This window comes from Pseudomonas sp. CLCA07 (assembly GCF_053615335.1).
Map to the genome: position 1 here is coordinate 5,717,063 of NZ_CM132131.1, position 26,049 is coordinate 5,743,111.

Here is a 26,049-nt window from a genome sequence, read left to right on the forward strand (position 1 = left end):
TCGCGGTCTCACGGCACATCACGAAACACCGGAATCCGCCCATTCAACGAAGGCCGGTACTCCCAGGCCAATCGCTCCAGCGCAGGCTGGTGCGCCAGAATCTCCCTCAACGTCGCACTGGCAATCCCCAGCGCCAGTTCTTGCCCCGGACACTGATGCCGCCCCGCGCCAAAGGTAAAACTGCGGCGCTGCGGGCGATCCAGACGAAAGGCGTCGGGGCTGTCATTCAGCTGCGGATCGCGATTGGCCGACGCCAACAGCACCAGAACCACATCGCCCGCATGCAGGCGCACGCCCTCGATCTCACAGGGTACGGCGACAAACCGGCGAGTGTTCTGCACCGACGGGTCAAAACGCTGGGTTTCGGCAATCAAATCATCTACGCAGGCCCGCTGAAGCGATGGATGTCGAATCACCGCCAATAGCGCGTTGCCGATCAGCCCCGCAGTGGCTTCAAAGGTCTGGGAAAACAGGCCAAGCAGATTGGCGATCAGCGTTTCCTGGTCGCCGGCGAAGCGCTCGCGAATCCCGGTGAGCAGTGGGCTTTTATTGTCCGGATCGTCGAGCAACTCAATGAAGTAACCCCGTAAATGTTCAGCGGCAGCCTGTGCTGCGTCGAGTTGCGCCTGATCGCTGAGTGGCGACAGGCACGCCACGAAATCCGCTGTCAGCTTGCTGATCGCCCGGCCCTGAGCCGGTGTGAAGCCCAGCAACGCCGCCACCAGGCACACCGGCCCGCGAAACATGGCGTTGTACAAGCCGTCGGCGTGCGGCGTGATCAATCGCACCGCCACCAACGCATTGACTTCATCCCCATCAATCAACCCCAGCCCTGGCTCAATCGCTGACCTCGGGCAGCGCTGCCGTTCGCCTTCATTCATCCGCATCAACTGCCCGAACACCTTGCCCGCCATGCCGCCGGCAATCGCCTTGGGCACCGGTTCAGAGGCCGGCCGGACATGGCAATCAGGGTGTGCCAGTACGGCGGCGACCGCTCGGGCGCTGCTGGCCACCCACATTTTCAGTCCTTCGTGAAAAATCAGTCCTCCTTGGGCACGCAATTGCGCGTAATAGGGATAAGGGTCGGCATGAGTCGCAGCGATGATCGGGTTCATGGGTCGCAGCCTTGTTCGTGGGGAAAGTGTTGCTACTATCTCCAGTCCGAAAGGCCCTTGATTCGTCCGGGAGCGAAATATGAACGCAGAACAACACGACATCGGCGTCTCTCAGGTAGCAGCAGCCATCGCGGAGCCGGCCCGGACGAAAATCCTCTGTTCGCTGATGGACGGTCACGCCCGCACCAGCACCGAACTGGCGGCGATTGCAGAAGTCAGCGCCTCCACCGTCAGCGCGCACTTGTCCAAACTCAAGGAACTGGCGCTGGTGCGGCTGCACGTGCAGGGCCGCCATCGTTATTACAGCCTGGCGGACAAGCGCGTAGCCCAGGCACTGGAAGCGCTGATGGTGATCGGCCAGAACACTGCACCGAGGTTCAACTCGCGCACGCCGGATCGCCTGCAGTTCGCCCGCACCTGCTACGACCACATGGCCGGTACGTTGGCGGTGCTGCTGCATGACCGGATGCTGGAAAAAGGCTGGTTGCTGGAAACCGATGAGCAGGCTTATCGGCTGAGTGACAGCGGCGAGGCGCTGTTTGAAGGATTGGGCATTGAGGTCAAGGACCTGAGTACGCTGCGCCGCCGTTTCGCGTGTCCGTGTCTGGACTGGAGCATGCGTCGGCCGCATCTGGGTGGCTCGTTGGGGGCGGCGTTGCTGCAAACGGCGATCAAACGTAAGTGGGTGACGCAGGACCTGGACAGCCGGGCGTTGACGTTGACGGCGATGGGGCGCAAGGCGCTTGGCGCGCAGTTCGACCTGGTACTGCCGTCTTCAAACGGATCATCAATGCCTATTGATAAAAGACATCAAGAGATTTCCGCTACTCATTGAATTGTAAGAATAACTCTGACAAATCGAAGGCGAAAAAAAGCCCGGCTATCCAATCGATAGCCGGGCTTTTTTGCTCAAGCTCAAGCGAACAGCAGCGTCAGATCAAACCTTGACGATCCAGCCCGCCGGCGCTTCGATGTCGCCAGTCTGTACACCGGTCAGCTCTTTGTAGAGCTTCTGGGTGACCGGGCCGACTTCGGTTTCGCTGTGGAACACGTGCAGGTGGTCGTTGTAGCTGATGCCGCCGATCGGGGTGATCACGGCTGCGGTACCGCAAGCGCCGGCTTCCTTGAAGTCCGAGAGCTTGTCGATGAACACGTCACCTTCAATCACTTCCATGCCCAGACGCGATTTTGCCAGCTCGATCAACGACAGGCGGGTGATGCCTGGAAGGACCGACGGCGAGTTCGGGGTGACGAACTTGTTGTCGTGGGTGATCCCGAAGAAGTTGGCAGAACCGACTTCTTCGATCTTGGTGTGGGTCATTGGGTCCAGGTAGATGCAGTCAGCGTAGTGCGCTTTCTTGGCCTGGGAACCTGGCATCAGGCTGGCGGCGTAGTTGCCACCGACCTTGGCCGCGCCAGTGCCTTGTGGGGCGGCACGGTCGAAGCTGGAGATCAGGAAGTTGTGCGGGGTCAGGCCGCCCTTGAAGTAGGCGCCGACCGGAATGGCGAAGATCGAGAAAATAAACTCGGGGGCGGTACGTACGCCGATGTTGTCACCCACGCCGATCACGAACGGACGCAGGTACAGCGCGCCGCCGGTGCCGTAAGGCGGGATGAAACGCTCGTTGGCGCGGACCACTGCTTTGCAGGCTTCGATGAACTGTTCGGTTTCGACGAACGGCATCAGCAGGCGTGCACAACTGCGCTGCATGCGCAGGGCGTTCTGGTCCGGGCGGAACAGGTTGATCGAACCGTCCTTGCAACGATAGGCCTTCATGCCTTCGAAACATTGCTGGCCATAGTGAAGGGCAGTGGAGCCTTCGCTGATGTGCAGCACGTTGTCTTCGGTCAGGGTGCCTTTGTCCCACTCGCCATTGCGCCAGTACGACAAGAAGCGCTTGTCTGTCTTGATGTAGTCAAAACCCAGCTTGTCCCAATTGATGCTTTCGTTACCCATGACACCCTCTATCACTGAACAACCGCCGAAACGGTTCAAGGCTTCTGACGTTTTTTGGATGGGGACAACAATACTTCATTCCGAGGTGGTTTCGCAGCCTGCAATTCGATCTCTGCGACCATCGATACGTCCCGTGTAGCAGCTGTCGAGCCCCGCGAGGCAGCGTCCGGCGACGAAGTCGTCGTAATCCAGCTGGCTCGGTATGCCTGAAAGCACTGGGTGGCAGGTTTTGCGACGACTTCGTCGCCGGACGCTGCCTCGCGGTGCTCGTCAGCTGCTACGGGGTTTTGCGTCCGGTTTTACAGGTGCAACGCGTGGCCGAGGCCACGCAAAGCCGCTTCCTGCACAGCCTCGCCCAAGGTCGGATGCGCATGGATGGTGCCGCCGATGTCTTCCAGCCGCGCGCCCATTTCCAGGCTTTGCGCGAACGCCGTAGACAGTTCGGAAACCCCCACGCCCACCGCTTGCCAGCCGACAATCACATGATTGTCCCGACGAGCGACAACCCGCACAAAGCCGCTTTTCGATTCTAGCGTCATCGCCCGGCCATTGGCCGCGAACGGGAAGCTGGAAACGATGCAGTCCAGACCGGCGGTCTCGGCCTCATCCGGGGTCTTGCCGACCACCACCAGTTCCGGGTCGGTAAAGCACACGGCCGCGATGGCAGTGGGGTTGAATTCACGGGTTTTACCGCTGATCAGTTCGGCCACCATCTCGCCCTGAGCCATGGCCCGGTGCGCGAGCATCGGTTCGCCGCTCAGGTCGCCGATGGCGTACACGTTGCGCATGCTGGTCTGGCAGCGGTGGTCGATCTTGATCGCCGAGCCGTTCATGTCCAGGTTCAGCGCTTCGAGGTTCCAGCCCTGAGTGTTGGGTTTGCGACCGACGGCTACCAACACCTGATCGGTTTCCAGATTCAGAGTGTCGCCATCCGGACCCAATACTTTCAGTAAGTTGCTTTCTGAATCAAAGCCTTGAACGCTGTGCTTCAAGTAAAGCTTCACGCCGAGCTTTTTCAGTTCGTCGTGTACCGGCTGAGTCAGTTCGGCATCATAGGCGGGCAGGATGCGTTCCTGCGCCTCGACCACACTGACCTCGGCACCGAGCTTGCTATAGGCAATCCCCAGCTCCAGACCGATATAGCCGCCACCGACCACGGTCAGCCGTTTTGGCACGGACTTCGGCGCCAGGGCTTCGGTGGAGGAGATGATCGGGCCGCCAATCGGCAGCATCGGCAGGTTCACGCTTTTCGACCCGGTGGCCAGCACCAGGTGCTCGCACTGAATACGCGTGTCGCCGACGTCGACGGTTTTGCCGTCGACGACCGTGGCCCAGCCTTGAATGACCTGGACTTTGTTCTTTTTCAGCAGCGCCGCGACGCCAGTGGTCAGGCGATCAACGATGCCATCCTTCCACTCGACACTCATGGTGATGTCGAGGGTCGGCGCCGAAACGCTGATGCCCAAAGCCGAATGCTGGCTGTGGTGTTGCGTCTGGTGAAACTGCTCGGCCACGTGAATCAACGCCTTGGACGGGATGCAGCCGATGTTCAGGCAGGTGCCGCCCAGGGATTCGCCTTCTACCAAAATGGTGGAAATGCCCAGTTGACCGGCACGAATCGCCGTCACATATCCGCCAGGGCCGCCGCCGATGATCAGCAGTGTGGTGTTCAGAGATTGCATGCCTTACTCCACAAACAGGGTAGCGGGTTGTTCGAGCAAGCCGCGAACGGCCTGGATGAATTGCGCCGCGTCCATGCCATCGACCACGCGGTGATCGAAAGAGCTGGAGAGGTTCATCATCTTGCGAATCACGATCTGGCCTTTGACCACCATCGGGCGTTCGACGATTTTGTTGACGCCGACAATCGCCACTTCCGGCAGGTTCAGCACCGGGGTGCTGACGATGCCGCCCAAGGCGCCGAGGCTGGTCAGGGTAATGCTCGAACCGGACAATTCATCGCGGCTGGCCTTGCCATTGCGTGCGGCGGTGGCCAAACGGGAGATTTCGGCCGCGTTGTCCCACAGGCTGCGGGCTTCGGCATGACGGACGACCGGTACCATCAAACCGATGTCGGCCTGGGTGGCGATGCCCACATGCACCGCGCCGAGGCGGGTGATGACTTGGGCTTCGTCGTCGTAGCGGGCGTTGATTTGCGGGAAATCACGCAGGGCAACGACCAAGGCGCGAACCAGGAATGGCAGCAATGTCAGCTTGCCGCGAGTAGCACCGTGTTTTTCGTTCAGGTGGGCGCGCAATTCTTCGACGGCGGTGACGTCGATTTCTTCGACATAGCTGAAGTGTGCCGCACGCTGGGTAGCGTCCTGCATGCGCTGGGCAATCTTGCGGCGCATACCGATGACCGGGATTTGCTCTTCGTCGTTACGCTGGGCGTACGCAGAGGATACGGTTGATGCGTTCGACTGACCCTGCGCCAGGTAGGCGTCGAGGTCTTCGTGCAATACGCGACCGGCAGGACCGCTGCCACGCACCAGCCGCAATTGAATACCGAGGTCCAGCGCATGTTTGCGTACGGCCGGGGAGGCCAGCGGACGTTCGTCGGCCTCGCGAGCCACCATTGGGCCCTGGCAAACAGGCGCTCGCGGCGCTGCGGCAGCAACGGGTTTGCTGGCAACCACGGCTTCAACTTTAGGGGGTGCAACCGGTGCTTCTTTAACAGGGGCCGGCTGGGACGATTCCTTATAGTTGCCCGCGCCTTCCACTTCAATGCTGATCAGGATGCTGCCAACCGCCATGACTTCGCCAGGCACACCGCCCAGCGCGATCACCTTGCCGTGGACCGGCGAAGGGATGTCGACCATCGCCTTGTCGGTCATCACATCGGCCAGCACCTGATCTTCGACGACCATGTCGCCGACCTTGACGTGCCATACCGACAATTCAACTTCTGCAATGCCTTCACCAATGTCCGGCATTTTAATAACGTGCGTGCCCATTCAGACCTCCATAACCCGATGCAAAGCCGCGCCCACACGGGACGGACCAGGGAAATACGCCCACTCTTGCGCGTGTGGGTAGGGGGTGTCCCAACCGGTGACGCGTTCGATAGGCGCTTCCAGGTAGTGGAAGCAGTGCTCTTGCACCAGCGCGACCAGTTCGGCGCCGAAGCCACAGGTACGGGTCGCTTCGTGAACGATCACGCAACGGCCGGTTTTCTTCACTGACTTGACGATGGTGTCCAGGTCCAGTGGCCACAGGCTGCGCAGGTCGATGACTTCTGCGTCGATGCCGGTTTCTTCAGCCGCCACTTGCGACACATAAACGGTGGTGCCGTAGGTCAGGATGGTCACATCTTTGCCGGGGCGGGCGATGGCAGCGACGTCCAGCGGCACGGTGTAGTAACCGTCCGGGACTTGTGCGGCCGGGTGTTTCGACCACGGGGTTACCGGGCGGTCGTGGTGGCCGTCGAACGGGCCGTTGTACAGGCGTTTTGGCTCAAGGAAGATCACCGGGTCATCGTTTTCGATGGAGGCAATCAGCAAGCCTTTGGCGTCGTACGGGTTGGACGGCATGACCGTGCGCAGACCGCAAACCTGAGTGAACATCGCTTCGATGCTCTGGCTGTGGGTCTGGCCGCCGTAGATGCCGCCGCCGCAAGGCATGCGCAGGGTCATCGGGGCGGTGAACTCGCCGGCCGAGCGATAACGCAGGCGGGCGGCTTCGGAAATGATCTGGTCCGACGCCGGGTAGACGTAGTCGGCGAACTGGATCTCGGCCACCGGGCGCAGACCGTAAGCGCCCATGCCCACGGCGACACCGACGATGCCGCTTTCGGAGATCGGCGCGTCGAACACACGGGAGGTGCCGTACTTGGTCTGCAGGCCTTCGGTGCAACGGAACACGCCGCCGAAGTAGCCAACGTCCTGGCCGAAGACTACGACGTTGTCGTCACGCTCAAGCATCACATCCATGGCCGAGCGCAGGGCCTGGATCATGGTCATGGTGGTCGTAGTCATGGCGGTTTCCAGCTCAATTTTGTTGTTGTGGTCGTTCATGTCAGATCCCCAACTCTTGACGCTGGCGCTTCAAGTGCTCCGGCATCTCTTTGTAGACGTCTTCGAACATGGTCGCGGCGCTTGGAATCTGGCCACCGGCGAGGGTGCCGTACTGTTCGGCTTCTTTCTGTGCGGCGATGACTTCGGCTTCCAGTTCGGCGCTGACGGCGGTGTGTTCCTCTTCGGACCAGTGACCAATCTTGATCAGGTGCTGCTTGAGGCGCGCAATCGGGTCGCCCAACGGGAAGTAGCTCCAGTCGTCGGCAGGACGGTACTTGGATGGATCATCGGAGGTGGAGTGTGGGCCTGCGCGGTAGGTGACCCACTCGATCATGGTCGGGCCGAGGTTGCGGCGTGCACGTTCGGCGGCCCAGGCAGAGGCTGCGTAGACTGCGACGAAATCGTTGCCATCAACCCGCAGGGAGGCAATGCCGCAGCCGACGCCCCGACCGGCAAACGTGGTGGCTTCACCGCCAGCAATCGCCTGGAAGGTGGAGATCGCCCACTGGTTATTGACTACGTTGAGGATCACCGGCGCCCGGTAGACGTGGGCGAAGGTGAGGGCGGTGTGGAAGTCCGCTTCAGCGGTGGCGCCGTCGCCGATCCAGGCCGAGGCGATTTTGGTGTCGCCCTTGATCGCCGAGGCCATGCCCCAGCCCACGCCCTGTACGAATTGGGTGGCGAGGTTGCCGGAAATGGTGAAGAAGCCGGCGTCTTTTACCGAGTACATGATTGGCAACTGACGGCCCTTGAGCGGATCGCGCTCGTTGGACAGCAGTTGGCAGATCAGGCCCACCAGCGGCACATCGCGGGCCATCAGGATGCTTTGTTGGCGGTAGGTCGGGAAGCACATGTCGTCGATGTTCAAGGCCAGGGCCTGGCCGGTGCCAATGGCTTCTTCGCCAAGGCTCTGCATGTAGAACGACATTTTTTTCTGACGCTGGGCGACCACCATGCGGTTGTCGTAGATCCGCGTCTTGAGCATGGCGCGCATGCCTTTACGCAGGATCTCGACCGGTACGTCTTCAGCCCACGGACCGTGGGCATTGCCCTGGTCGTCGAGCACGCGAATCAGGCCCTTGGCCAGGTCGGCGGTGTCGGCGGGTTCAACGTCGATGGAAGGTTTGCGCACCGTGCCGGCGTCGGTCAGACGCAGGTAGGAGAAGTCGGTTTTGCAGCCGGGACGGCCCGAGGGTTCGGGAACGTGCAGTTGCAGCGGTTCGTACGCTTGTTTCATGGCTTCTACGCTCGATCTTGTGAATTTCTTGTAGTGAGCTGACCGTCATTCCTCTGTGGAGGAATTCTTGTCCTACAACAATCATAGGCCCGGCGAAGAAGAATATTTATCTCTGTTTCGTTGCACTGAAGATCATTTAAGGATAAAAAATCTGCATAAACATAAAAAACAGGTGGTTTTGTCTCATGCGCAAACTGGACCGTACCGATATCGGCATTTTGAACAGCCTTCAAGAGAATGCGCGCATCACCAACGCCGACCTCGCACGCTCGGTCAATCTGTCGCCGACACCGTGCTTCAACCGGGTCAAGGCGATGGAAGAATTGGGCCTGATTCGCGAGCAAGTGACGCTGTTGGATGCGGACCTGTTGGGGCTGCACGTGAATGTATTCATTCACGTCAGTCTGGAGAAACAGGTGGAAGAGGCGTTGCAGCATTTCGAGGAAGCGATCTCGGATCGCCCGGAAGTGATGGAGTGCTATTTGATGGCCGGCGACCCGGACTATTTGATTCGGGTATTGGTGCCGACCATCCAGTCGCTGGAGCGCTTCATGATGGATTTCCTCACCAAAGTCCCCGGCGTGGCGAACATTCGTTCGAGCTTCGCCCTCAAGCAAGTGCGCTACAAAACCGCGCTACCGTTGCCGGCGAATGGCCTGACCCTGTCCAACTGACCCCAATCCCGGCCATTGGGTTTTGTCTGGCAAATCGCAGACGCAGCCTCGCGTTGCTCGACAGCTGCTACGCAGAGGGTGGGGCGTCAGAGTTTGTTGATGGGATTTGTAGCAGCTGTCGAGCCCCGCGAGGCAGCGTCCGGCGGCGCAGCCGTCGCAAACCCGGCAATCGAGATTTGTCAGGTAAACCGCATACGCAGCCTCGCGTTGCTCGACAGCTGCTACGCAGAGGGTGGGGCGTCAGAGTTTGTTGATGGGATTTGTAGCAGCTGTCGAGCCCCGCGAGGCAGCGTCCGGCGGCGCAGCCGTCGCAAACCCGGCAATCGAGATTTGTCAGGTAAACCGCAGACACAGCCTCGCGTTGCTCGACAGCGGCTACGGAGAATGTTGATCGTTCCCATGCTCTGCGTCGCATCATGAGTCGCGGAGCGTAGGAACGATCGATGCGGAGGAAATCAGAGTTTGTTGATGGGGATTTTCAGGTAGGTCACACCGTTATTCTCGGCTGGGGGCAAATTTCCGGCCCGCACATTCACCTGAATTGCTGGTAGCAACAGGTTTGGCATGCCCAGCCCGGCATCGCGTCGAGTGCGCATGTCGACAAACGCCGCCTCATCAATGCCGTCATGCACGTGAATGTTGCTTTTGCGCTGTTCGCCGACCGTGGTCATGCACAGGGATTTGCGGCCTTCGGGCGGGTAATCGTGGCAGACGTACAGACTGACGCTGGCCGGGAAGGCCAGCAGTTTGCGAATCGAGGCGTACAACTGGTTGGCGTTGCCGCCGGGAAAGTCGCAGCGTGCGGTGCCGACATCGGGCATGAACAGAGTGTCGCCCACCAGGATCTGCTCATCGTCGATCAAATAGGCCATGTCCGCCGGGGTGTGGCCGGGCATGTGCAGGGCGGTGGCCTTGAGATTACCTATCATGAACGACTCGTCCGGCGCGAACAGATGATCGAACTGCGAACCATCAATGCGAAATTCCGGCTCCAGGTTGAACAGGCTTTTGAACACGCATTGAACCTTGCTGATCGACTCACCGATCGCTATTTTGCCGCCCAGCTCCCGGCGCAGATAAGGCGCGGCAGACAGGTGATCGGCATGGGCGTGGGTTTCCAGCAACCATTGCACCTGCAATTGATGTTCGCGGATGAACGCGATGATTTTGTCTGCCTGGACGGTGCATGTTCTTCCGGCTGCCGGATCGTAGTCGAGCACCGGGTCGACGATGGCGCATTGGCCGCCATCGGCTTCGTAGATCACGTAACTGTAGGTCGACGAGGCGGGGTCGAGGAAAGCTTCAATCAAGGCAGGCATGGTGAACAATTCTATGTGAACAAGTACCGAGGGTAGATTCATTTTCCCGGTATTGACCAGCCCCGAATCAATTCAATTGATGAAAAAATCTGCGCGGGCTCTATCCTGTCTGTCATCGATACCGGGCGTTCCCGGCCTTTTTCCGCAGATCACGAGTGGTTTATGTTGCTGGCAAGTTTTTTTGGGGTGGTCATGGGCCTGGTCCTCGGGTTGACCGGGGCCGGTGGCGGCATTCTTGCGGTGCCGGCCCTGGTGCTGGGGTTGGGTTTGACCATGACCCAAGCTGCGCCCGTCGCTTTGTTTGCGGTGGGCAGCGCAGCAGCGGTCGGGGCGATTGACGGGTTGCGGCATGGCCTGGTGCGGTACCGCGCGGCGTTGCTGATCGCGCTGCTCGGCGCGGTGTTTTCCCCGGTCGGCATCTACTTCGCCCATCAGTTGCCGGAAAAAATCCTGATGATTCTGTTCAGCCTGCTGATGGTCATGGTCGCCTGGCGGATGCTGCGCCGTGAGCGTCAGGAAGCGGGGCCGAGCGATCACGGTCACGCCAACTGGGGGCAGAAAAACTGCATGCTGGATCAGCAGACCGGGCGTTTTTCCTGGACCGCCAAGTGCACCGCGACCTTGGCTTCGCTTGGCGCGGTGACGGGCGTGGTGTCCGGGCTGCTCGGCGTGGGCGGCGGGTTTCTGATCGTCCCGGCGTTCAAGCAACTGACCGACGTGCAGATGCGCGGAATCGTCGCCACGTCCTTGATGGTGATCAGCCTGATTTCCGCCATCGGCGTGATCGGCGCGTTTCACGCCGGCGTGCGCATCGATAGCCTCGGCGCAAGCTTCATCGTCGCCAGCATTGTCGGCATGATCATTGGCCGCAAGCTGTGCGCGAAGGTGCCAGCGCGGGGGTTGCAAGTTGGTTTTGCCAGCGTCTGTATTGTGATTGCCGCTTATATGCTGTTCAGGGCCGGCGTCTAAAAACAATACCCTGCATGTGGGTCCGGTCGGGTCCACAGCGACGTTCACCACCACTCTCATCCCATCGAAGCGTCTGACTGCTACCCAAGTAGCATTCGTTGCGCTGCGCGGGTTTCGTAAACTCCTGGCTCAACCATACGCACCTGCGGGAGGCGACGATGCAGCAGGTCCAGGGTGAAGGTGTTGTCAGCGCAATGTCCCAGGCCACCGATGCCCGGCAAGTGGCGCAGGAACTGGCGCGTCAATTGTTGCACCCGCATCTGGGCTTCGTGCTGTTTTTCTGTTCTGCCGAGTATGACTTGCAGGCGCTGGGCGAGGCCTTGAAACACAGTTTCGGGGGTATTCGTCTGGCGGGTTGCACCAGTGCCGGGGAAATCACCCCGTTGGGCTACGGACGCAACTGCGTGACGGCGGTGGGTTTCGATCACCGACACTTCTCCATTGCGCTCGAGTTGATCGACGAAATGGAACACTTCAGCCTGATCGACGCCCAGCAGATGGTCGAGCGCCTGGTCAGCGGCTGTCGCAGCAACACCCTGGCACCGATCAAGGGCAACAGCTTTGCCCTGACCCTGCTCGATGGTTTGTCCAGCCGTGAAGAAATGGTCCTCGCCGCCTTGAGTGCCGCATTGGGCGACATTCCCCATTTCGGCGGTTCGGCCGGTGACGACAACTACCTGACCCACACCCATGTGTACTTCGACGGTGCATTTCACAGCGGCGCGGCGGTGGTCGTGCTGGTCAATACCTGGCTGGATTTCGAATTGTTCACCACCCACCACATGCTGCCCCGAGCCGAAAAACTGGTGGTCACCGGGGCCGACAGCGCCTCGCGCCGTGTCTATGAACTCAACGCGGAACCCGCTGCCGCCGAATACGCCCGGCATATCGGCGTGCCAGTGAGTGAGCTGGATCACCGAATCTTCGCCGCGCACCCGTTGGCCGTGAGGATCAACGAGCAGTATTACGTGCGCGCGATTCAGCAGGTGCATGCGGACTTGAGCCTGAGTTTTTACTGCGCCGTGGAGAATGGCATCGTGCTCACCGCCATGACCCCAGGCCCCATGTTGCCGAACCTGAAAAGCTTGTTCGAGGGGCTGGAGGAGCGCTTGGGTGACCTGTTGCTGACCATCGGTTGTGACTGTTTTCTCAGGCGTCTGGAGCTGGAAGACGACGGCCGTCTCGACGATATCGGGGCGTTTTTGCGCGAGCAACGGGTGATGGGTTTCAACACCTACGGAGAACAGTTCAATGGCATGCACATCAACCAGACCTTCACCGGCGTTGCCATTGCCCGCGGCCGTGCCCCAGGACATCGCTGAGCTGCAGGCCGAACTGGTCAGCCTGCGTCTCGACAACCATAAACTGCAGCGCATCAACGCTGCGCTGATCGAGCGTATCGAGTCCGGCATCACCCGGGGCAATGATCCGTACGCGGCGTTCCAGCATTCGGTGGTGCTGGCCGAGCAGGTCCGCGAGCGCACCGATGCCTTGAACCAGGCCATGGCCGAACTCAAGGCCGGCAACCATTTGCTCAGCGAGGCACGCCTGCGTGCCGAGACGGCGCATCGACATCTTATTGATGCCATCGAGAGCATTTCCGATGCCTTTGTCTTGTTCGACGCCGAGCAGCGAATCGTCTTGTTCAACAGCCGATTCAAGGCGTTCTGGCGCAATAGCCGGGTGCGGATCAACGCGGGCATGCGCCTGACCGAGGTCAAGCGCCTGATGATGAGCAATGGGCTATTCACCGAAGAACCGCGCGGGCATGCCGACGAGAGTCTGCTGTACCGCTTGCAGAACGGGCGTTGGTTGCAAGTCAGCGAACGGCCCACCCAAGAAGGCGGACGGGTCATCCTGTTCACCGACATAACCGACGTCAAACTCAGTGAAACCGTACGCCGCGAACAGGCCGTGGCGCAGAAATCGCATCTGTTGCAGCGGGCGGTCGATAACCTGTCCCAAGGCGTGGCCATGGTCAACGCCGAGGGCATTCTGGAGTTGTGGAACCGGCGTTTCCTCGAATTGAGCGGGCTGGCGCCGGTCGCTGCCCATCGACCGTTTGCTGAAGTAATCGCCGACACCGAGCTGAATTTGCTGACCCCGGCCAGTCGCGATGGCAATGGCAGGCCGGTACAAGAATGCGAACAACGCCTCTATGACGGCCGGGTCCTGGAAATCCGTACGCATCCGTTGCCTACCGGCGGTTTCGTCAACACCTTCACCGACATCACCGAGCGTTACCAGCACGCCGAGACGCTGAGTGAAAGCGAGCGCTGGATTCGCCTGATCACCGACCACGTGCCGGCTCTGATCGCCTACCTCAATGCCGATCTGGTGTACGAGTTCACCAACAAGGTCTACGAAGAGTGGTATTGCTGGCCACGGGGCGTAATGCTCGGCCAAAGCCTGCGGCAAGTGCACAGCGAACAGCATTACCAACGCCTGGAGTCTTACGTGGCGAGGGCGCTGGCCGGCGAGAGTGTTACGTTCGAGTTCGCCGAGACCAACGTCAATAATCAGGAGCGCTACATGCTGCGTTCCTACGTGCCCAATCGCCTGGCCACCGGCGAGGTGGTGGGGATTTTCGTGTTGATCCGCGACATCACCGAACGCCGTCGCACCGCCGAGGCGCTGCATCAGGCGTATCAGAATCTGGAGTTGCGGGTGCGCGAACGCACGGCGGAGCTGACCACCCTCAATGGCCAGTTGTTGCGTGAAATCGAAGAGCGTCGCCAGGTGGAATCACGTTTGCGCGAGGCCAAGCTCGAAGCCGAGCAAGCCAACTTGTCCAAGACCAAGTTTCTGGCGGCCGTCAGCCACGACTTGCTGCAACCGCTCAACGCCGCACGCTTGTTTACCAGTGCGTTGCTGGAGCGACGCGAACCGATCTCCAACGAGATTCTGGTGCGCAATGTCAGTAACTCCCTGGAAGATGTGGAGAACCTGCTGGGGACTCTGGTGGACATTTCCAAACTCGATGCCGGAGTCATCAAAGCCGATATTGCGCCGTTCGCCCTCAGCGAACTGCTGGAAAACCTTGCGGCTGAATACACCGAAGTGGCGCGTAGTGAGGGCCTTGAACTGCATTTCATTGCCTGTTCGGCGCTGGTGCGCAGTGACATCCAGTTATTGGCGCGGATCCTGCGCAACCTGCTGAGCAATGCGATTCGCTACACCTACAGCGGCCGCGTTGTACTCGGGTGCAGACGCATTCATCAGCGGTTGTTGATCCAGGTCTGGGACACTGGCATGGGCATCGCCGACAATCGCCTGGAAGAGATTTTCCAGGAGTTCAAACGCGGTGACGTGCAGCGTCCCGATCAAGATCGCGGCCTGGGGCTGGGCCTGGCCATTGTAGAGAAAATCGCCGGGATCCTCGGGCATCGCATTCATGTGCGCTCGTGGCCGGGCAAGGGCTCGATGTTCTCGGTCGAAGTACCGTTGAGCGCAACGGCACCGAAACCGCTACCGACGTTGCAGATGAGCGAGCCGATGCTTGAGCGCCTGCGTGGGGCACGGGTGTGGGTGCTGGACAACGACGCGACCATTTGCGTCGGCATGCGGACCTTGCTCGAAGGGTGGGGCTGTCGGGTGGTGACGGCGCTGTCGGAAGAGGATTTGGCGCGACAAGTGGACAACTACCACGCCGAGGCGGACCTGCTGATCGCTGATTACCATCTGGACAACGATCAGAACGGTGTCGACGCCGTGGCCCGGATCAATGCGCGTCGTGCGTCACCCATCCCGGCCATGATGATCACCGCCAACTACAGCAACGAACTCAAACAGCAGATCCGCGAGCTGGGCCACACCCTGATGCACAAACCGGTGCGGCCGATGAAACTCAAGACGGCGATGAGTCATTTGCTCGGCAGGCCTTGAGCGTAGTAGTGCTTTTGAGGGCCCTTTCGCTGGCAAGTCGAAGGGGGCGACCCGGTCTGTCGGGTAAAACCTCAGCGCCGCAAGTAAGACCCGAAATCAATATCCCCGGCACTCAAAATCGCCTGCACCCGGTTGTGCACGTTGAGTTTGCGCAGGATCGCCGAGACGTGGGCCTTGACGGTGGTTTCGGCAATTTCCAGGGTATAGGCGATCTGTTTGTTCGACTCGCCTTTGGTCATGCGTTCAAGCACCTGCAATTGCTTGCGGGTCAGGGCCTGGAGCAACTCGGGGGGAAAGCTCGGGGTGTCATTCATCCGGCGGGGGGTGTTGGTTCGGGTGGTGCGGATGATGTCCGGGGGCAAGTACACGTTGCCGTTGAGAATTTGCTGGATGGCCTCGGTCATTTGCGTGCGCGGTGACGACTTGGTGATGAAACCCACCGCACCGTAGGTAATGGCTTGCAGGACGATTTGTTTGTCCTGCTCGGCAGATACAATCACCACCGGAATGGTCGGGGCCTCGTTGCGCAGATTGATCAGGCCGTTGAGCCCGTGCATGCCGGGCATGTTCAGGTCGAGCAGGATCAGGTCCAGGTCGTCGTGTTCCTGGGTGAGTGCCAGGGCACTGTCGAGGTCGGCGGTTTCCATGACTTCGCTACCGGGGAAACCATCGCTGATGACGTTATGAATGGCTTCGCGAAACAGCGGGTGATCGTCGGCAATCAGAATTTTGTACACGGCCTTTCACCTCATTATTTTGATTAGGGTGTGGCAACAACACGCCAGCGTAAAGATCAGGGGAAAGGTTCCGGCCGGGCGGGCGTCACGGGCAGGTTGGCCGCTTGCCAGGCGTCGAGTCCATCGCGGTACCAATACAACGTCTTATAGCCCATGGCGGACGCCCTTTTTACCGCGTTCCAGCTCAACCAGCAGTCGGCGCGGCAATAAAAGACCAGCGGTCGTGCCGGATCCCCAGCGGTCAATGCCTTGAGGTTACGCGCAAAGTAACCCTGCCAGTCGGGCGTCAGGTCGCCGTCGCCGGTATTGGCCAGCCAGTGGCTGCCGGGCAGGTTTTCATGGGGCTGGTCTTCGATGAATTGCCCTTGTAGCCATTGGCGGCGATAAACGTCGATCAGTACCGGTGTCGGGGTTTGACTGAGCAGGGTTTGCAGGGCCGGGGTGTCAACAATGGTCGCGCCTTGCAGGCTGTTCGGCGTCGGGCTGCGGTACAGGCCGATGCGATAGCCGTCGGCGGAAAACAGCGGTGATTCGGCGTGCGCGCTCCCCAGCAACAGGCTCAGCGACAGCGCAGCGAGAGTAGGGCGCAACAGGCAACGTCGGGCACGCGGCATGGGTTTGATCCTTATAGTTATGGACCTATTACATGCCAGGCGGGTGGCTTTGGGAATGCGACGATAGACAGGGAAACCAGTACTAAAGTAGTAATTTCCCCCCTACTGATGAAGATCAAATGTAGGAGCGGGCTTGCTCGCGAAGGCGGTGTATCAGACGACATCGATGTTGAATGACAGATCGCTTTCGTCGGAGCGCCGCCCGGAGCAAGCTCGCTCCTACAGTTGGATTTGGGTTGTTAGTTGGATTTTCGCAGGGCTGCGTGCTGTGGGTTGAAGGTGAGCACGGCGAGTAGCGCGAATACGAACGTCAGCCCCACACACACCATCAGTGCAAGCGGATTGAAGCGTTCATAGAGGGCAAACCGCACCAGCTCCACCGCATGGGTGAACGGGTTCACCGCGCACAGCCAGTACAACCACTCACTGGCCTCACGCATTTTCCACAACGGATACAGCGCCGAGGACAGGAAAAACAACGGAAAGATCACAAAATTCATGACCCCGGCAAAGTTCTCCAGCTGACGTATGGCGTTGGACAGCAAGAGACCCAAGGCACTGAGCATCAACGCCACCACCAGTAACGTCGGCAAGGCGATCAATAACCCCATGGCCGGCGGTTGCACGCCATAGAACCAGGCGATCGCCAAAAAGGCATACACCTGCAACAGGGAAATCAGCGACGTGGCCAGCAACTTGCTGCACAGCAGAAAGGTCCGGGGCAGGGGGCTGGTCAGCAGCACGCGCATGCTGCCCATTTCGCGGTCGTAAACCATCGACAGCGAACCTTGCATGCCGTTGAACAGCAGGATCATGCAGGCAAGGCCGGGAATGATGTAGACCTCATACGGAATGTACGTGTCGTAGGGTTCGATAATCGCGATCCCCAAGGCCGCCCGGAAACCGGCCGCGAAGACCAGCAGCCATAGCAGCGGCCGCACTAGCGCACTGAGAAACCGCGTGCGCTGCAACACAAATCGCAGCCATTCGCGCAGCACAATACCGCTGAAACATTGCCAGTAAGCATTCATCGCACCGCTCCTGAAATAGCCGTTGTGGTCAGGCGGGTGAAGGCCGAGCCGAGGTCGCCGCCATGTTCCAGGCTCAGCGCATCGGCCTGTCCGCTGGCCACCAGTCGGCCTTGATGGAGGATCAGTAAATCGTCGCTGGCCTGCACCTCGTCCAGTAAATGGGTGGTCCAGAGCACGCTGATGGTGTGTTCGCGGCACAGGTTGCGCATGTGTTGATTGAGCGCCAGGCGACTGGCGGGATCGAGTCCGGCACTGGCTTCGTCGAGTAGTAACAGGCGCGGTTCATGCAGCAGCGCGCGGGCGATTTCCACCCGGCGACGGTGGCCGCCATTGAGTTCGCGCACCCGTTCGCGACGGCGTTCGGTCAGGGCCTGACGGGCCAGCTCGGCGTCAACCCGGATACCGGTCTGGCGCCGGGACAAACCATGCAACGCCGCGTGATACCGCAGGTTCTGCTCGACGCTGAGGTCCAGGTCCAGGGTGCTTTGCTGGAACACCACGCCCAACTGCTTGAGCGCCGGGCGCGGGGCATCGCGTAGTGAATAGCCGCCGACCCGGATGTCTCCGTGCTGCAGTTCATAGAGCCGGGTCAGCAGGGCGATCAGGGTTGATTTGCCAGCGCCATTGGGCCCCAGCAGCGCGGCGAAACGTCCTGGGGCCAGATTGAAATTCACGTGGCGCAATGCTTCCCGAGCACCGTAGGCAAAACTCAGCTCGTTGACTTCCAGGGCGTTCATGGCGTCACCACCACGCCCCAAGGGTAGCGTCCGACTTTCACCGATTTGCTGACCTTGAGGCTGTCGACATCAATCACCGACACGTCACCGCTGACGCCATTGGTGGCGAGCAGTTGCTTTTGATCCGGCGTGAACGCCAACTGCCAGACACGCCGCCCGACCAGCAGATAGTCGAGAATCTCGAACGTCTTGGCATCGATCACCGCCACATGATTGGCCGGGCCCAGCGCGACGAAAGCGTACTTGCCATCGGCGCTGAGCTTGATGCCCACGGGCTGCACCTTGTCCGGGTGCACGCCTCTGATCTGGAAGTTCAGGGTCTTGAGGATCTTGCGGTTGGCGACGTCGAGAATCGTCACGGTGCCGCCGATTTCCGCCGACGCCCAGAGCTGTGAACCGTCCTGATTGAATTCGACAAAGCGCGGTCGCTGATCCACCAGCGTGCTGTCGGCCAGGGTCTGGGTGCTGGTGTCGATCCAGTGCAGCATGTTGGTGGTTTCGCTGGTGTTCACCGCCCACTTGCCGTCGGGGCTGACGGCCATGCCTTCGGGCTCGACGCCGACGTTGATCTGGCTGAGCACTTTGGAGGTTTCGGTGTCGATCACCGTGACCAGTGCATCGTCTTCGTTGGAGACGTACAACCAGCGGTTATTAGGGTGCAGGGCGAATTGCTCGGGGTCTTTGCCCGAGGGCAGCTCCTTGATGATCTTGCGCGTGGCCACGTCCATCACCTGGACCCGGTCCGAATCGCTGGCGCAGATGTACAGCAACTTGTTGTCGTGGGACAGCAGCAGGCCGCGTGGGCGCTGGCCGACAGGCAGGGTATCGGTGACTTGCAGGGTCTGCATGTCGATCAGGCTCAGGCTGTTGTCCTTTTCGTTGGAGACCCACGCGGTACCGGCCGCGGCATGCCCGGCGGCGAGCAGCAGGGCGCATGAAAGCAGGGTGCGGCGCATGGCAGATTCCTTTTTGTTGTAGTTCTTGTGGAAAGTTGGATCAGGGAAAGCGGCAGCTGACCTCGGGTTTGTCGTAACCCAGGCTGTCCATTTCGTTGAAGGGGTGCAGGAAGCCCTCTTGCGGCGAGGTGCTGACCAGTGCGCGGGGCTGGACGATGGGAATGGGTTGGCGCAACTGGCCGTTCCACGGGCGATAACTGAGCTTGCGGCCCTTGAAACCGTCCAGTGGCAATTGATCACTGATTTCCAGCTGACGGATCGCCATCGGCTCGGTCTGGCGCAGTTTGCTCACGGCGCTGGCGATGCTGCGTACGGCCATCCATGCAGCGAAGTCGCGGTCGTTCATCCAGCGGCCGGTCAGGGCTTCAAAACGCTTTTGCAACTGCGCGGCGCCGTAGGTTTCCACGGTTTTATGCCAACCCACCGGGGTCAGCCCTTGCGTGCCGGCGACGGGGCGCGGGTACCAGGTCTGGTAGGGCACGTATTCACCGAAGTCGCCGCGTTCATCGGCCACCAGCACCACGTCATATTCGGCGGTCTGGGTGAACAGCGGCATGTCCGCCTGGGCACTGCGACGTTGATCGTTATCAAAACTCCAGGCTTTCTCCGCCACCAGTTGCAGCCCGAAGCGCTTTGCCGATCGGCGCAGGGCGGCGGCGTAGGCTTGATCGTCTGCGGTCGGGCCGACGATCAGCAGCGCGCGTTGCCATTTGCGGACCACCAGAAATTGCGCCAGTGCATCGGCGAGCATCGCCCGACTCGGCAGGCTGTGCAGCACGTTCGGCAGGCAGTCGGTGGTGCGCAAGCGATCATCGGGGCTGCCGGCGTTGAACAGCAGGCTGTCGGGCAGGGCGGCACTGAGTTGGCGCAAGCTGTCGGCCGGTGCGTTCACCACAAACAGCCGGAGCCCCTGTGCGTGCTGGGTTTTGGCCGCTTCGAGCAACGCGTCAGGACTGTCGACGCTGGCGCTGACCAGGGTGTAACTGTGGTTGAGAAAACGCCCGGTGCTGTTGCTGTCGGTGATCGCCAATTCGGCGCCACGCATCCCGGCATCGGTCGGTTCGGGAATGACATTGGACAGTATCGGTCCCGGATCGGGGCGATAACCCAGGTAGCCGATTCGCACCTGAAGCGGCGCATCTGCAGCCTGGCTCTGGGTGGCCAGGCCGGCGGCGCAGGCAATCGCCAGCAGGTACAGCAAGGCGTAAGAGGCTAGCAGGCGCATGGGACGCTCCATTACGGGTAGCGCCAGCATAGGAAGCCTGTGGAGCAGAAGAAATATGCAGAAAGTACCGGTGAGCCAGTACCAAGGTAGTAACTCGTGTGAACCGGCGCGGTTTTAGCCTGGGTTTGAATGGCTCTCGCCCTGATGCCGATCAGTTAAGCCTTAACGCTATCCGTAGCAGCTGGCGAAGCCTGCGTCCGGCTGCGCAGCAGTCGTAAAACCTGAGATTGCGGTCTTCCTGAAACACCGCATCGCCTGATTTCACGACTGCTTTGCAGCCGGACGCAGGCTTCGCCAGCTGCTACGGATCGCGTTACGCCTGTTGGCGGTGAACTTGCGGTGTCCCTCTATCGCCTTACTACCAAGGGACTAGAAGGCGACCACCAAAGCAGCATGGGGTGATTGCGATGCCGTTTCTAAGATGGGTGCCATAGCCTCTGCCAAGAGGTTTTGCGTGCAATCCTGAGGGCATAACAATGACAACAATACGCAACGCTTTGCTCATGACCGGGCTGCTGGCCGGCTTTATCAGTGCAGGTTCCGTGTGGGCTCACGGCAACGTGGTACCTCAAGCCGTGGAAACCAATGGCCTGACCCCGATCAAGGACGCCGGTGTGCCGGTCGACGCTGATGGCTGGGCGGCGGCCAACCCCTACCGCACGTCCCCGGAGCACGATAAGGCTCTGGAAATCGGCTCGTCGGCCTACAACCAGAACTGTGCGGCCTGTCATGGCCTGGAAGCCAAGTCCGGTGGGATCGCCCCTGACCTGCGCATGCTCGATGTCGGTGAGACAGGAGACGAGTGGTTCGTCGAACGCGTGCGTCATGGCGCGGTGCGTGACGGTCGGGTCTACATGCCAAAGATGGCCGACTATCTGAGCCAGGAAGCGTTATGGGCAGTGCGCACTTACCTGGACAGCGTTCACGTCGAGGAGTGATCCCATGCGTCTGCTCGCGGTGTTGATCGGTGCTGTGTGGCTGTGCTGCCAGACGGTGCAGGCGCAGGTTCGCAACTATGACGAAATGATCGCCGCCGGGGAGCTGAAAGTGGCGGTCTACAAGGATTTCGCCCCCTACAGTTTTGAACAGGCCGGCCAGCCCCGAGGCGTGGATGTCGAACTCGCCGAGGCCTTGGCCAAGGCCCTCGGTGTACGCCTGACGCTGATCTGGGCGCCCGCCGGAGAAAAACTCGATGACGATCTGCGCGATTACATCTGGCGCGCCAGTGCGTTGCATAACCAGCAACTGGCCGACCTGATGATGCGTGTGCCCTATGACCGTGACTACGCCCAGAAGCGCAACGAATTCGGCGAAATGGAAAACGGTCATGTGGTGATGTTCGGCCCCTACCAGACCGAACAATGGCAGGTGGCATACGATCAGCGTCGGCTGGACAAGGTCGGCAGCGTGGCCGTGTTCGAGCATCATCCGATTGGCGTCGAGGTCGACAGCGTGCCGTCGTTCTACCTGACTTCGGTGTTCAACGGCATGCTAGCCGGCAAGACCCACCACTATCCGGGCGTGCCCCAGGCATTTGCCGCGATGAAGGCCGGTGAGGTCGACGCGGTGATGGCCATGCGTGGCGAAATTGACTGGCAGGTGCATGAAGCGGCCGACCCGCAAGTGGCACTGGCGCAAAACGCCTACCCGAACATGGGTAAGCAGCTCTGGGAAATCGGCATGGCCGTGCACGAAAGCAATCGGCAACTGGCCTATGCCGTGGAAGAGGCACTGGAAGGCCTGATCCGTGAGGGTTCGGTGAAGACGATCTACGGCCATTACGGCCTGCGGTATGACGTGCCGGAGATGTATCAATAGGAGCGGGTGATGAGCTGGCGAATGACGTGTCTGTTGGCCTGTTGGTTACCCTTGGCCGCGCACGCTGCGGACATCGATCCGGGTAAAGACCCGGTGCCCTCGGTGATGTGGGCGTTCTATCACAAGCAAATGCTCGGCGACGCACCCTTTGTCTTCGATGATCGGGTCAAGCTGCTGGCGCCGCCTTTTGCCGAAGATGCCCGGCAGGTGCCATTGGAAATCGATGCGCGGGCGTTCAAGGGCGAGGTGGTGAAAATCCTCGCCTGGGCCGAGCTCAATCCGTTGCCGAGGATCGTCGACTTCCAGCCGCTGGACCGGGTATTGCCGTGGCTGTCGATTCGCATCCGTATCGAACAGGCCACACCCTTGCGTGCGGCAGTCTTGACCCGCGACGGGGTGTGGCATGTCGGTTCGACCTTGATTGATGCCGCAGGTGGCGGCTGCACCGCGCCGAGCCTCGTGCGCACCCAGCCCGGTTGGGAGGAGCACATCGGCGAAGTATTGGGCGGTCGCTATCCACGCAGTGAGTTCAGCCGATTGCGCGTGCAGGTGGCGCACCCGATGGACAACGGCATGGTCGGCGGCATCCCGGAGTTCTTCATCAACCATGCGGAACTGAGGGATCTGAACGATCAGCTGTTGGCGCGGCTGGAGCTGTTTCCCGCCGTCAGCGAAAACCCCAACCTGGCCTTCGACATCGAAGGGGCAGGGCAGACGCGTCTGTTTATTCGGGACAACAGCGGCAATGAATTTGATGCGTCAATCCCCTGACCCAAAGGAGCGTGTCATGCGCTGGATGCTGCTGATTATGTTGAGCGTCAGCCTGCCGGCCATGGCCGACCTTGAGTATTCGCTCAAGCCCCGGCAGATCGCCGAAGACACCTGGCTGCTGGAAGGCAGCACGGATAATTTCGCCAAGGCTAACGGCGGCAATATCGTCAACACCGCGTTCATCGTCACCGAGCGCGGCGTGGTGGTCATCGACACCGGGCCGTCGAAGCGTTACGGCGAAGCCCTGCGTAAGGCTATTGCGGCGATCACTGACAAACCGGTGATTCAGGTGTTCCTGACGCATCACCACCCGGACCATGTGCTGGGCAATCAGGCGTTTGCTGATGTGCCCATCGGCGCACTGGCGGGTACCACCGAGCTGTTGCATCAACAAGGTGATGCGATGGCCGAGAATATGTATCGAATGGTGGGTGACTGGATGCGTGGCACCGAAGTGGTGTTGCCCAATCAGGTCCTGACGCCAGGCGTACTCAGTTTTGGGAATCACGATTTACGCTTGCTGGGCCTGGGTGGGCATTCGGGAGCGGATCTGGCTATTCTCGACCAGCAAACCGGCGTGCTGTTTGCCGGGGACCTGGTGTTTTATCAACGGGCCCTGACCACTCCGAACAGTCCCGGACTGGCGGTGTGGCTGGCGGACATCGCCACCCTGCAGGGTTTGTCCTGGACGCTGATCGTGCCTGGCCACGGGCCGGTGGCCAGCGACCCACAACCCTTCGAACAAATGCGCGACTACCTGACCTGGCTCGACCAGCTGCTGCAAGAGGGTGCGGCCAGTGGCAGCGACATGGCCGAGATGATCCGTAGCCCCATCCCCGAAGGCTTTGCCGGGATCAATCTGAGCCGTTATGAATTGATCCGTAGCGTCAGTCATTTGTACCCGCGTTACGAGCGTTTGCAGATGACCCGGCTGGATTCCAGCGCGGCCAAGTGACGCTTGAACTCATCCAACCCACTACTAAGGGATTAGGAATCTCCATATTGCGGGTAATTGTTGTCGGGGCGGCGGCGCCCAAGAATCTGCACTACGCCGGGAAACATTCCCGCGAATAACAAAAAACCGCAGAGGTAGCCGTCATGACTCAACCCGCACGTCGCCAGCCCTTCGTCTTGAGCCTGCTGCTCAGTGCCATGCTGTTGTCCGGCCAGGCATTGGCCGCCGTCTCCGACCAGGACATTCTCCAGGACCCGAAAAACCCGGAGCAAGTCGTCACCAACGGCCTCGGCGTCCAGGGGCAGCGCTACAGCCCGCTGGATATTCTCAACGTCGACAACGTGAAGGAGCTGCGGCCAGCCTGGGCATTCTCTTTCGGCGGCGAAAAACAGCGAGGCCAGCAAGCACAGCCGATGGTCAAGGACGGCGTGATGTACATGACCGGTTCCTACTCACGGGTGTTCGCAGTGGATGCGCGCACCGGCAAGAAACTCTGGCAATACGATGCGCGCCTGCCGGATGACATCCGTCCGTGCTGCGACGTGATCAACCGTGGCGTGGCGCTGTATGGCGACCTGGTGATCTTTGGCACCCTCGACGCCAAGCTGGTGGCCCTGAACAAAGACACCGGCAAAGTGGTGTGGAGCAAGAAGGTGGCCGACCACAAGGAAGGCTATTCCATCAGCGCCGCGCCATTGGTGATCAACGGCAAACTGATTACCGGCGTGGCCGGTGGCGAGTTCGGTGTGGTGGGCAAGATCTCGGCCTACGACCCGAAAAATGGCGAGCTGTTGTGGGTCCGGCCGACCGTCGAAGGCCACATGGGCTACGTCTACAAGGACGGCAAGGCCATCGAGAACGGTATCTCCGGTGGTGAAGCCGGCAAGACCTGGCCGGGTGATTTGTGGAAGACCGGCGGCGCCGCGCCCTGGCTCGGCGGTTACTACGACCCGGAAACCAATCTGCTGCTGTTCGGCACAGGTAACCCGGCGCCGTGGAACTCGCATTTGCGTCCTGGCGATAACCTCTACTCGTCGTCGCGTCTGGCGCTCAACCCGGACGACGGCACCATCAAATGGCACTTCCAGAGCACGCCCCACGACGGTTGGGACTATGACGGCGTCAACGAACTGGTCTCGTTCAACTACACCGAGGGCGGCAAGGAAATCAAAGCGGCGGCCACGGCGGACCGCAACGGTTTCTTCTATGTGCTGGACCGTACCAACGGCAAGTTCATCCGCGGCTTCCCGTTCGTGGACAAGATCACCTGGGCCACCGGCCTGGATAAAGACGGCCGGCCAATCTACAACGAAGCCAGCCGCCCCGGCGCCCCGGGCGCTGAGCCCAAGGGCAGTTCGGTATTCGTAGCGCCTGCATTCCTTGGCGCGAAAAACTGGATGCCGATGGCCTACAACCGCGACACCGGGCTGTTTTACGTGCCGTCCAACGAGTGGGGCATGGACATCTGGAACGAAGGCATCGCCTACAAAAAAGGCGCGGCATTCCTCGGCGCCGGTTTCACCATCAAACCGTTGAATGAAGACTACATCGGCGTGCTGCGCGCCATTGACCCGAAAACCGGCAAGGAAGTCTGGCGCCACAAGAACTACGCGCCGCTGTGGGGAGGGGTGCTGACCACCAAGGGCAATCTGGTGTTCACCGGCACGCCGGAAGGTTTCCTCCAGGCGTTCAATGCCAAGACGGGAGAGAAAGTCTGGGAATTCCAGACTGGTTCAGGCGTACTCGGCTCACCCATAACCTGGGAAATGGACGGCGAACAATACGTGTCGGTCCTCTCCGGCTGGGGCGGCGCCGTACCGTTGTGGGGCGGGGAAGTGGCCAAGCGGATCAAGGACTTCAACCAGGGCGGCATGCTCTGGACCTTCAAGCTGCCGAAAGACCTGGTGGCCAAGCACTGACCCTTCCACCGCATAACCCCGTGGAGATGAATTACCTGTGGCGAGGGGGCTTGTCGGAGCGCCGCATCGCCCCGTTCGGCTGCGAAGCAGTCGTAATTGCCGACGCCGCGGTGG

23 protein-coding genes are annotated in these 26,049 nt (G+C 60.4%); 10 read left to right on the top strand and 13 right to left on the bottom strand.

Translation table 11 applies throughout. The annotated features are described in order from the left end of the window. Nucleotides 1–8: 8 nt before the first annotated feature. Nucleotides 9–1,115 carry a cytochrome P450 gene (locus ACWGZX_RS26330; RefSeq protein WP_452626090.1) on the bottom strand — a complete coding sequence of 369 codons (1,107 nt, stop codon included), beginning with the start codon at nucleotides 1,113–1,115 and terminating at the stop codon, nucleotides 9–11. Between the two features lie 79 nt (nucleotides 1,116–1,194). On the opposite strand from ACWGZX_RS26330, the gene ACWGZX_RS26335 reads away from it, so the two are divergent. Continuing rightward, nucleotides 1,195–1,950 carry an ArsR/SmtB family transcription factor gene (locus ACWGZX_RS26335; RefSeq protein ID WP_452626091.1) on the top strand — a complete coding sequence of 252 codons (756 nt, stop codon included), beginning with the start codon at nucleotides 1,195–1,197 and terminating at the stop codon, nucleotides 1,948–1,950. A 102-nt stretch (nucleotides 1,951–2,052) separates the two neighbouring features. Here the strand turns inward: ACWGZX_RS26335 and ACWGZX_RS26340 are convergent, their stop codons facing one another. The 5 genes from ACWGZX_RS26340 to ACWGZX_RS26360 form a co-directional block, all read right to left on the bottom strand. After that, nucleotides 2,053–3,072: a branched-chain amino acid aminotransferase gene (locus ACWGZX_RS26340; RefSeq protein WP_223516966.1), complete on the bottom strand. Its 1,020-nt coding sequence runs from the start codon at nucleotides 3,070–3,072 to the stop codon at nucleotides 2,053–2,055. Between the two features lie 299 nt (nucleotides 3,073–3,371). Then, entirely contained in the window at nucleotides 3,372–4,754 is a 1,383-nt protein-coding gene (gene lpdA / locus ACWGZX_RS26345) for a dihydrolipoyl dehydrogenase (protein ID WP_452626092.1), read from the bottom strand. Between the two features lie 3 nt (nucleotides 4,755–4,757). Beyond that, nucleotides 4,758–6,029 carry a dihydrolipoamide acetyltransferase family protein gene (locus ACWGZX_RS26350; protein WP_452626093.1) on the bottom strand — a complete coding sequence of 424 codons (1,272 nt, stop codon included), beginning with the start codon at nucleotides 6,027–6,029 and terminating at the stop codon, nucleotides 4,758–4,760. Continuing rightward, complete coding sequence (locus tag ACWGZX_RS26355; RefSeq protein ID WP_007948485.1) at nucleotides 6,030–7,088, bottom strand: alpha-ketoacid dehydrogenase subunit beta; 1,059 nt, start codon at nucleotides 7,086–7,088, stop codon at nucleotides 6,030–6,032. It lies immediately after the preceding gene. A gap of 1 nt (nucleotide 7,089) precedes the next feature. Continuing rightward, on the bottom strand, nucleotides 7,090–8,325 hold the full coding sequence (locus ACWGZX_RS26360) for a thiamine pyrophosphate-dependent enzyme (protein ID WP_452626094.1): 1,236 nt from the start codon (nucleotides 8,323–8,325) through the stop codon (nucleotides 7,090–7,092). Nucleotides 8,326–8,510: 185 nt separating this feature from the next. Between ACWGZX_RS26360 and bkdR the strand changes: the two genes are divergently transcribed. Then, a complete protein-coding gene (gene bkdR, locus ACWGZX_RS26365) occupies nucleotides 8,511–8,999 on the top strand; it encodes a Bkd operon transcriptional regulator BkdR (protein WP_223516958.1) in 489 nt (162 codons plus the stop codon). Between the two features lie 455 nt (nucleotides 9,000–9,454). Here the strand turns inward: bkdR and ACWGZX_RS26370 are convergent, their stop codons facing one another. Further along, nucleotides 9,455–10,318: an MBL fold metallo-hydrolase gene (locus tag ACWGZX_RS26370; RefSeq protein WP_452626095.1), complete on the bottom strand. Its 864-nt coding sequence runs from the start codon at nucleotides 10,316–10,318 to the stop codon at nucleotides 9,455–9,457. A gap of 162 nt (nucleotides 10,319–10,480) precedes the next feature. On the opposite strand from ACWGZX_RS26370, the gene ACWGZX_RS26375 reads away from it, so the two are divergent. The 3 genes from ACWGZX_RS26375 to nahK all read left to right on the top strand — a co-directional run bounded on the left by ACWGZX_RS26375 (nucleotide 10,481) and on the right by nahK (nucleotide 15,172). Next, complete coding sequence (locus ACWGZX_RS26375) at nucleotides 10,481–11,287, top strand: sulfite exporter TauE/SafE family protein (RefSeq protein ID WP_452626096.1); 807 nt, start codon at nucleotides 10,481–10,483, stop codon at nucleotides 11,285–11,287. A 158-nt stretch (nucleotides 11,288–11,445) separates the two neighbouring features. Further along, nucleotides 11,446–12,609 carry a nitric oxide-sensing protein NosP gene (gene nosP / locus ACWGZX_RS26380; RefSeq protein ID WP_452626097.1) on the top strand — a complete coding sequence of 388 codons (1,164 nt, stop codon included), beginning with the start codon at nucleotides 11,446–11,448 and terminating at the stop codon, nucleotides 12,607–12,609. Then, nucleotides 12,539–15,172 carry a hybrid sensor histidine kinase/response regulator NahK/ErcS' gene (gene nahK / locus ACWGZX_RS26385; RefSeq protein WP_452626098.1) on the top strand — a complete coding sequence of 878 codons (2,634 nt, stop codon included), beginning with the start codon at nucleotides 12,539–12,541 and terminating at the stop codon, nucleotides 15,170–15,172. The genes nosP and nahK overlap by 71 nt, the downstream gene beginning before the upstream one ends. 71 nt (nucleotides 15,173–15,243) lie before the next feature. Here nahK and ACWGZX_RS26390 read toward each other — a convergent pair whose 3' ends face one another. The 6 genes from ACWGZX_RS26390 to ACWGZX_RS26415 form a co-directional block, all read right to left on the bottom strand. Next, nucleotides 15,244–15,909: a response regulator gene (locus ACWGZX_RS26390; RefSeq protein WP_452626100.1), complete on the bottom strand. Its 666-nt coding sequence runs from the start codon at nucleotides 15,907–15,909 to the stop codon at nucleotides 15,244–15,246. Nucleotides 15,910–15,965: 56 nt separating this feature from the next. Next, nucleotides 15,966–16,523: a PQQ-dependent catabolism-associated CXXCW motif protein gene (locus tag ACWGZX_RS26395; RefSeq protein WP_452626101.1), complete on the bottom strand. Its 558-nt coding sequence runs from the start codon at nucleotides 16,521–16,523 to the stop codon at nucleotides 15,966–15,968. A gap of 239 nt (nucleotides 16,524–16,762) precedes the next feature. Further along, on the bottom strand, nucleotides 16,763–17,554 hold the full coding sequence (locus tag ACWGZX_RS26400; protein ID WP_452626102.1) for an ABC transporter permease: 792 nt from the start codon (nucleotides 17,552–17,554) through the stop codon (nucleotides 16,763–16,765). Beyond that, nucleotides 17,551–18,291: an ATP-binding cassette domain-containing protein gene (locus ACWGZX_RS26405; protein WP_452626103.1), complete on the bottom strand. Its 741-nt coding sequence runs from the start codon at nucleotides 18,289–18,291 to the stop codon at nucleotides 17,551–17,553. The genes ACWGZX_RS26400 and ACWGZX_RS26405 overlap by 4 nt, the downstream gene beginning before the upstream one ends. Continuing rightward, complete coding sequence (locus ACWGZX_RS26410; protein WP_452626104.1) at nucleotides 18,288–19,247, bottom strand: YVTN family beta-propeller repeat protein; 960 nt, start codon at nucleotides 19,245–19,247, stop codon at nucleotides 18,288–18,290. The genes ACWGZX_RS26405 and ACWGZX_RS26410 overlap by 4 nt, the downstream gene beginning before the upstream one ends. A gap of 40 nt (nucleotides 19,248–19,287) precedes the next feature. Further along, complete coding sequence (locus tag ACWGZX_RS26415) at nucleotides 19,288–20,472, bottom strand: ABC transporter substrate-binding protein (protein ID WP_452626105.1); 1,185 nt, start codon at nucleotides 20,470–20,472, stop codon at nucleotides 19,288–19,290. A 476-nt stretch (nucleotides 20,473–20,948) separates the two neighbouring features. Between ACWGZX_RS26415 and pedF the strand changes: the two genes are divergently transcribed. The 5 genes from pedF to ACWGZX_RS26440 all read left to right on the top strand — a co-directional run bounded on the left by pedF (nucleotide 20,949) and on the right by ACWGZX_RS26440 (nucleotide 25,935). Then, nucleotides 20,949–21,410, top strand: a complete 462-nt coding sequence (gene pedF, locus ACWGZX_RS26420) for a cytochrome c-550 PedF (RefSeq protein ID WP_223516938.1) — start codon at nucleotides 20,949–20,951, stop codon at nucleotides 21,408–21,410. A gap of 4 nt (nucleotides 21,411–21,414) precedes the next feature. Then, complete coding sequence (locus ACWGZX_RS26425) at nucleotides 21,415–22,290, top strand: substrate-binding periplasmic protein (protein WP_452626106.1); 876 nt, start codon at nucleotides 21,415–21,417, stop codon at nucleotides 22,288–22,290. A gap of 9 nt (nucleotides 22,291–22,299) precedes the next feature. Next, nucleotides 22,300–23,061 carry a quinoprotein dehydrogenase-associated SoxYZ-like carrier gene (locus ACWGZX_RS26430; RefSeq protein WP_452626107.1) on the top strand — a complete coding sequence of 254 codons (762 nt, stop codon included), beginning with the start codon at nucleotides 22,300–22,302 and terminating at the stop codon, nucleotides 23,059–23,061. Between the two features lie 16 nt (nucleotides 23,062–23,077). Continuing rightward, entirely contained in the window at nucleotides 23,078–24,016 is a 939-nt protein-coding gene (locus ACWGZX_RS26435; protein WP_452626108.1) for a quinoprotein relay system zinc metallohydrolase 1, read from the top strand. 143 nt (nucleotides 24,017–24,159) lie between these two features. After that, entirely contained in the window at nucleotides 24,160–25,935 is a 1,776-nt protein-coding gene (locus ACWGZX_RS26440) for a PQQ-dependent methanol/ethanol family dehydrogenase (RefSeq protein ID WP_452626109.1), read from the top strand. Nucleotides 25,936–26,049: the final 114 nt, after the last annotated feature.